The 6,930-nt window shown below is 56.8% G+C and carries 6 protein-coding genes; all 6 read right to left on the bottom strand.

Annotated elements, in window-relative coordinates:
* Nucleotides 1-324: 324 nt before the first annotated feature.
* The gene (locus tag RX972_RS14960; RefSeq protein WP_099269885.1) at nucleotides 325-1,311 is read right to left on the bottom strand and encodes a sulfate/molybdate ABC transporter ATP-binding protein; all 987 of its coding nucleotides are present in this window, start codon (nucleotides 1,309-1,311) and stop codon (nucleotides 325-327) included.
* Between the two features lie 3 nt (nucleotides 1,312-1,314).
* Nucleotides 1,315-2,187 carry a sulfate ABC transporter permease subunit CysW gene (cysW, locus tag RX972_RS14955; protein ID WP_027898479.1) on the bottom strand — a complete coding sequence of 291 codons (873 nt, stop codon included), beginning with the start codon at nucleotides 2,185-2,187 and terminating at the stop codon, nucleotides 1,315-1,317.
* Nucleotides 2,188-2,200: 13 nt separating this feature from the next.
* A complete protein-coding gene (cysT, locus tag RX972_RS14950) occupies nucleotides 2,201-3,022 on the bottom strand; it encodes a sulfate ABC transporter permease subunit CysT (RefSeq protein WP_027898478.1) in 822 nt (273 codons plus the stop codon).
* 173 nt (nucleotides 3,023-3,195) lie between these two features.
* Nucleotides 3,196-4,203, bottom strand: a complete 1,008-nt coding sequence (locus RX972_RS14945; RefSeq protein WP_027898477.1) for a sulfate ABC transporter substrate-binding protein — start codon at nucleotides 4,201-4,203, stop codon at nucleotides 3,196-3,198.
* Between the two features lie 144 nt (nucleotides 4,204-4,347).
* Complete coding sequence (gene oscA / locus RX972_RS14940; protein WP_003170956.1) at nucleotides 4,348-4,530, bottom strand: sulfur starvation response protein OscA; 183 nt, start codon at nucleotides 4,528-4,530, stop codon at nucleotides 4,348-4,350.
* Between the two features lie 341 nt (nucleotides 4,531-4,871).
* Nucleotides 4,872-6,788: a phosphodiesterase DibA gene (gene dibA / locus RX972_RS14935; protein ID WP_316876462.1), complete on the bottom strand. Its 1,917-nt coding sequence runs from the start codon at nucleotides 6,786-6,788 to the stop codon at nucleotides 4,872-4,874.
* Between the last annotated feature and the right edge of the window lie 142 nt (nucleotides 6,789-6,930).

Genomic DNA, 6,930 nt, shown 5'->3' with positions numbered 1-6,930 from the left:
GGCAGGCTTTAAATATTCGCAACCTTCTGCCAGACCTTCGGCTTGAAGAACAGCGTTTCGCCCCGCGCCAGGCCGGTGTCGCTGAATTGGCGTTTCTAATGAGGCTGCGCAAGCCATTGCAGAAAGATCAGGGCCTGTGCACAAGCGGGATTTGAAGCCGGTGGTGTGAAGGCAAATCCAATCCGACGGCATCGCGCCATTCGGTGGAATTGCATAGAACCTGTGGGAGCGAGGCTTGCCCGCGATAAGATCAACTCGGTCTCAAATACCGTACCGACCTTATCGCGGGCAAGCCTCGCTCCCACATAAATGTTTCGGCAGGCTTTAAATATTCGCAACCTTCTGCCAGACCTTCGGCTTGAAGAACAGCGTTTCGCCCCGCGCCAGGCCGGTCAGGCTGTCGTGGTCTTTCACCACTTCGGCTTCGATCAGTTCGCTCTGGCCTTCGACCTTCAGGGTGATCCGGGTGGTCGCGCCCAGCGGGCGGATGTCGCGCACTTCAGCCGCATGGTGGTCTTCAAGCTCCGAACGTGACAGCGACACTTCATGCGGACGGAACAGCACCTGCTCTTCGCCTACATGCAGGCGGTTGGAGTCGCCCAGGAAGTGGTAAACGAAATCGCTGGCCGGGTTTTCGTACACCTCGCCCGGCGAACCGATCTGCTCGATCACCCCTTTATTCATGACCACGATGCGATCAGCCACTTCCATGGCTTCTTCCTGATCGTGAGTCACAAAAACCGAGGTCAGGTTGATGTCTTCGTGCAGACGCGCCAACCAGCGACGCAGTTCTTTACGCACCTTGGCATCCAGTGCACCAAACGGCTCATCCAGCAGCAACACTTTGGGCTCTACCGCCAAGGCGCGTGCCAGGGCGATACGCTGACGCTGGCCACCGGACAACTGCTCCGGATAGCGATCAGCCAGCCAGTCCAGCTGGACCATATTCAGCAGTTCATGAACCTTGACCGCGATCTGGCTTTCGTTCGGGCGCTGATTCTTGGGTTTCATGCGCAGACCAAATGCAACGTTGTCGAACACGGTCATGTGACGGAACAGCGCGTAGTGCTGGAACACAAAACCGACGTTGCGATCACGTACATCATGGCCGGACACGTCTTCACCGTGGAACACGATACTGCCGTCATCGGGCGTTTCCAGACCAGCAATAATCCGCAGCAAGGTGGTCTTGCCGCAACCGGACGGGCCTAGCAACGCCACCAGCTCGCCACTCTGGATATCCAGATTGATGCTGCTCAGGGCTTTGAAGGCATTGAAGTTCTTGCTGACATTACGGACTTCGATTGACATGAATTATTCCTCCGCCGCACTTTGGCGCAGACGGTTAATGCGCGCTTCGCTCCACTGCTTGAGCAGCAGGATAAACAGCGCAAGGATCAGCAACAGGCTCGCCACGGCAAAGGCTGCAACGTGGTTGTACTCGTTGTAGAGAATTTCGACGTGAAGCGGCAGGGTATTGGTGACGCCGCGAATGTGCCCGGAAACCACAGACACCGCCCCGAACTCACCCATGGCCCGGGCGGTACAGAGCACCACGCCGTAAATCAGGCCCCATTTGATATTCGGCACGGTCACGTACCAGAACATTTGCCAGCCATTGGCGCCGAGCAAACGTGCCGCCTCTTCTTCCTGAGTGCCCTGCTCCTGCATCAGCGGGATCAGCTCACGGGCCACGAACGGCACGGTGACGAAGATGGTCGCCAGAATAATGCCCGGCAAGGCGAACACGATCTGGATGTCATGATCCTGCAGCCATGGGCCGAAGAAACCTTGAGCACCGAACATCAATACGTAGACCAGACCGGCGATGACCGGCGAGACCGAGAACGGCAGGTCGATCAACGTCACCAGGATGCTTTTGCCCCGGAACGAGTACTTGCTCACACACCAGGCAGCGCTGACGCCGAAAACCAGATTGAGCGGGACCGATATGACCACCGCGATCACGGTCAGCTTGAGGGCCGACAGCGCGTCGGGTTCAAGGATCGCCGTGAAAAACGCGCCGAGGCCGTTTTTCAAACCTTGGGATACCACGATAAACAGCGGCAAGCCCAGGAACAGTAGAAACACCAACCAGCACAGGATGATCAGAATCCGGCGCGACACCGCGCTGCCACGGCGGGCAGCGTTGGCAGAGGCGGCGGCTGAAACAGATGAATGGGACATGTTCTGCGCCTCCTCAGGATGGGGTTTCGATACGCCGCTGCAGCAAGTTGATCAGCAGCAACAGAACGAAGGAAACCACCAGCATCATCACGCCGATCGCTGTCGCGCCGGTGTAATCGTACTGGTCGAGCTTGACCATGATCAGCAGCGGCAGGATCTCGGTTTTCATCGGCATGTTGCCCGCAATGAAAATCACCGAACCGTACTCGCCCACGCCCCGGGCAAACGCCAACGCGAAACCGGTCAGCCAGGCAGGCAGCAAGGCCGGTACGAGAATATGGCGGAACACTTGCAGCGGACGTGCGCCAAGACAGGCGGCAGCCTCTTCGACTTCACGGGGAATATCGGCTAGCACCGGCTGCACCGTACGCACCACAAAGGGCAACGTAACGAAGGTCAGCGCAAGGGTGATACCCAGCGGCGTGTAAGCGATTTTGAAGCCGAGATCTGCTGCGAACTGCCCGACCAGACCGTTAGGTGCGTAAAGCGCGGTCAAGGCGATACCGGCAACAGCGGTGGGCAAGGCGAATGGCAGGTCGATCATTGCATCAATGATCTTGCGGCCCGGGAAGGTGTAACGCACCAACACCCAGGCCAGCAGAACACCGATCACGCCATTGATGACTGCTGCATAGAACGCTGCGCTGAAGCTCAGTTTCAGAGCAGCCAGCACGCGTGGTGCGGTGATGATTGCCCAGAATTGATCCCAGGTCAGCTGCGCGGCATGGATGAACATGGCCGCCAGCGGAATTAGCACAATCAGACTGAGGTACACCACGGTGTAACCCAGCGTCAGCCCGAAGCCGGGTATGACGGGAGAAATGCGACGTGACATAGAAGTCCTTGGTTAACACACGGAACCCGCAAACGAGTGCGGGTCCTATAGTTCAGCAGTCAGCGAATAGCTGCTGCAGGAGCGCGCTTGCCCGCGAAAAATCTGACGACCACCAAAAATGTGTCTGATTGGATGGCCTCATCGCGGGCAAGCGCGCTCCTACAGACCCTGTGTTACTGAGGCGTGTAAATCTGATCGAAAATGCCGCCGTCATTAAAGAATTTCGGCTGCGCAGTTTTCCAGCCGCCGAAGTCTTTGTCGATAGTCAGCAGATCCAGTTTCGGGAACTGTTTCTCGTACTTGGCTGCGACTTCCGCGTCACGTGGACGGTAGAAGTTCTTCGCTGCGATTTCCTGACCTTCCTTGCTATACAGGTGCTTCAGGTAAGCCGTCGCGATTTCGGTGTTGCCTTTCTTCTCGGCGTTCTTGTCGACAACAGCCACAGGTGGCTCAGCCAGAATCGACAGCGAAGGTACGACGATGTCGAACTTGTCCGCGCCGCCGTCTTCTTTCAGCGCCAGGAACGCTTCGTTTTCCCACGCCAGCAGCACGTCGCCTTGACCGTTGTTAACGAAGGTAATGGTCGAACCGCGAGCGCCGGTGTCAAGAATCGGCACGTGCTTGAACAGCTCTTTCACGTATTCGTTGGCTTTGGCTTCACTGCCACCGGTTTTCAGGCCATAGCCGTAGGCCGCGAGGAAGTTCCAGCGAGCGCCGCCGGAGGTCTTCGGGTTAGGCGTGATGACAGAAACGCCTTGCTTGGTCAGATCGCCCCAGTCCTTGATGCCTTTCGGGTTGCCTTTACGCACCAGGAAAACGATGGTGGACGTGTAAGGCGTGCTCGCGTCCGGAAGGCGGGTCTGCCAGTTCTCCGGCAGGCTTTTGCCGAGCTTGGCGACTTCATCGATGTCGCCAGCCAGTGCCAGCGTCACGACGTCAGCGCGCAGACCATCAATGACTGAACGCGCTTGCTTGCCTGAACCACCGTGGGATTGCTTGATATCAACCTTGTCGTCCGGATGGGACTTTTTCCAGAAGTTGACGAACTCAGCGTTGTATTCCTGATACAGCTCACGAGTGGGGTCATACGAGACGTTCAACAGCTCGTAATCCTTTGCAACTGCAGAACCGGCAAATACGGCACTGGCAAGTGCGGCCAGCGCATAACGGCGAATGGACATGGGTCAAGCTCCTGGAAATCTGGTGGTGTTGTTGGCTTTTTCTAATTTTTGGTTTGAAGCTTTTCTGTAGGAGCTGCCGAAGGCTGCGAACAGATCTGAAGGCCATTCGCAGCCTTCGGCAGCTCCTACAAGGATCGAGGTGAATCAGCTCGGTTTGTTACCCGGATTCTGCAAACGAAACTTTTCCTTGCGTTCGATCTGCACGACCTGCGCGTTGTGCACGGTGATTTCAACGGCCCCGAAACGCAGATCGCGAAGCGCACTCTGAATCTCGCGCAGAATCGCTGCTTCGTCCTGACCGTCAACGCTACGCAGAGATGCACTCATGATCGAACTCCTTGAAATTGATTGGCCTGCAGCCGCGACCGCGTGAATCTGCTAATGGCATAGAGGCAATCTTAGAGACGTGCGGATATTCTTAAAAATACTATTTAAGAATCTACATATAACCAAAGTGAATTTACGCCACAGGCGCTGCCCCGAAGCACATCGCAACGCGCTGTATCGAGTCAACGGAGGAGTTGTAGGAGCGCACGAGCACCGCGAGGCCGCGATGGCGGTGTGTCAGGCTGACCGCAATCGCTACCTCGCGGTGCTCGTGAGCTCCTACAGGGTGTTTTCATTTCTGTGGTTAGCAGGCAGCTGCACGGAACTGCCACTTCGATTGGCTAAAACCCCGGCGCATGCGCCCAGTCAATCTGCTCAGCCGGCATTGGCCGTGCGAACCAGTAGCCCTGGCCCATCGGGCAATTGTTGGCCAGAAGAAACGACGCCTGATCCACCGTCTCGATGCCTTCAGCCAGCACCCGCATGCCCATGCTTTGCGCGAGGGAAATGATCACTCGCACGATAGCAATGTCGTCTTCATCGCCGGGCAGCCCGGCAACGAAGCCCTGATCGATTTTCAGCTTCTGCACCGGCATGCGCTTGAGGCGCAGCAGGGATGAATAACCCGTGCCGAAATCGTCGATGGCCAGACTCAGCCCCAACTCGCGCAGCCGGTGCATCTGCTCGATGGCTTGATCCGGGTCATCCATGACCGCGCTTTCGGTCACTTCCAGCTCCAGATGCGCGGGGTTCAGCCCGGTGTCACTCAACACCTTTGCCACCCGCTCAACCAGATGACCACTGGCAAACAGACGACTGGAGATGTTGACCGCCACAAAGGAAATATCCACGCCCGCTGCCAGCCAGGTGCACATCTGCTGGCAGGACGTGTTCAACACCCACGCATCCAGCTCGGCAATCAACCCACTCTGCTCGGCGATGGGGATGAACTCCCCGGGTGACACCAGCCCCCGCTCCGGATGCTCCCATCGCACCAGTGCTTCGACGCCCAGGATGCGGCTGTTGTGCAGGTTGTGAATCGGCTGATAGAACACCCGCAGCTCATTTCGCTCAATGGCACCCCGCAACTCGCTGGCCAGATGCACCCGCTGCTGGGCGTGGGCGGTCAGCTCTTCGGTATAGAGAGCATAGGTCTCGCGACCATCACCTTTGGCTTTGAACAGCGCCGAGTCTGCGTTGCGCAGCAGTTGCGCGGGACTGGCTGCGTCCTCAGGGAACAAACTGATACCGACGCTTGCGCTGATGAACAGCTGTCGGTTTTCCAGTACGAACGGGGTTTTGAAGCCTTCCAGAATCCGCTGGGCATACCCGGCCACCTGTACCACTTGCTGGCAATTCTCGATCAGCAGTGCAAACTCGTCGCCGCCCAGCCTTGCAAGCGTCATGTCGTTATCGAACAAAGACCTGAGCCGCTCAGCGACCGCTTTAAGCACGTCATCACCGACGTTATGCCCGAGGCTGTCATTGATGTTCTTGAAATGATCCAGGTCGATCAACAACAGCGCACAGCCGCGCTTGCTGGAACGGGCATAGCTCAGCGCCTGGGTCGTGCGGTCAATGAACAGCAGACGGTTGGGCAAATTCGTCAGGGGATCGTAATGAGCGAGCTGTAACAAGTCCTGCTCGGAACGCTTGATGGCAGTGATGTCGGAAAAGACCGCAACGAAGTTTTTTATCTCGCCGCTGTCGCTTTTCACGCTACGAATACTTTGCCATTGCGGATAAACCTCACCGCTTTTACGCCGGTTCCAGATTTCGCCGCTCCACTGCCCGGCGCTGAAGATCGAGCGATACATCTGCCGATAAAACTCCGGGCCATGACGGCCGGATTTGAATTTGCTCGGGTTGGCGCCCAGCACTTCGTCTAACGGGTAGCCAGTAATCTCCATAAAGGCACGATTGACGTGGACGATTTTCCCATCGCCATCGGTGACCACCACGCCTTCCAGTGTGCTGTCGAAAACAGCGGCCGCCAGGCGCAGTCGCTCATGGTCCTCGCGTTGTCGGCGCAGCGTGAGTTCGATGCCCATGAAACGCAGTAACTGGCTACGAGCCACGAAGATAAAAATGGCGCTGACCGCCACCCAGACGTAACCACTCATCTGTTGGGCAAACTTCAATCGAGCCGGATTTTCGATCAAAGCGGGTAGCCAGTGATCGCTCACGACGAACCAGAGAATGGATAAAACCCCGTAAAACAGGGATGTTCGCAGTGCGTCACGCGAGGAGTCAGTCATAAGAAAGCTAGTAACCTTATGAGGTGCGGGATTAAAGATTAGGAAACATCTGGCGACTCTTATCTCCAAGGCCGACTGGTTTTATCTGGCGGCTCAGTGATAATGCGCACTGTTGGTTTTTTTTCAAAGCGTCTTTTCGAGG

Source organism: Pseudomonas syringae group sp. J309-1, assembly GCF_032582135.1.
Classification (GTDB): Bacteria; Pseudomonadota; Gammaproteobacteria; order Pseudomonadales; family Pseudomonadaceae; genus Aquipseudomonas; species Aquipseudomonas quasicaspiana.
The sequence above is the reverse complement of the archived record's forward strand: the minus strand, read 5'-3'. Positions and strand labels throughout refer to the sequence as shown.

Bases quoted from the DNA above. Each gene is read 5' to 3' on its own strand.
- cysT (WP_027898478.1), bottom strand. From the start codon at position 3,022: ATGTCACGTCGCATTTCTCCCGTCATACCCGGCTTCGGGCTGACGCTG.
- dibA (WP_316876462.1), bottom strand. From the start codon at position 6,788: ATGACTGACTCCTCGCGTGACGCACTGCGAACATCCCTGTTTTACGGG.
- RX972_RS14960 (WP_099269885.1), bottom strand. From the start codon at position 1,311: ATGTCAATCGAAGTCCGTAATGTCAGCAAGAACTTCAATGCCTTCAAA.
- RX972_RS14945 (WP_027898477.1), bottom strand. From the start codon at position 4,203: ATGTCCATTCGCCGTTATGCGCTGGCCGCACTTGCCAGTGCCGTATTT.
- cysW (WP_027898479.1), bottom strand. From the start codon at position 2,187: ATGTCCCATTCATCTGTTTCAGCCGCCGCCTCTGCCAACGCTGCCCGC.
- oscA (WP_003170956.1), bottom strand. From the start codon at position 4,530: ATGAGTGCATCTCTGCGTAGCGTTGACGGTCAGGACGAAGCAGCGATT.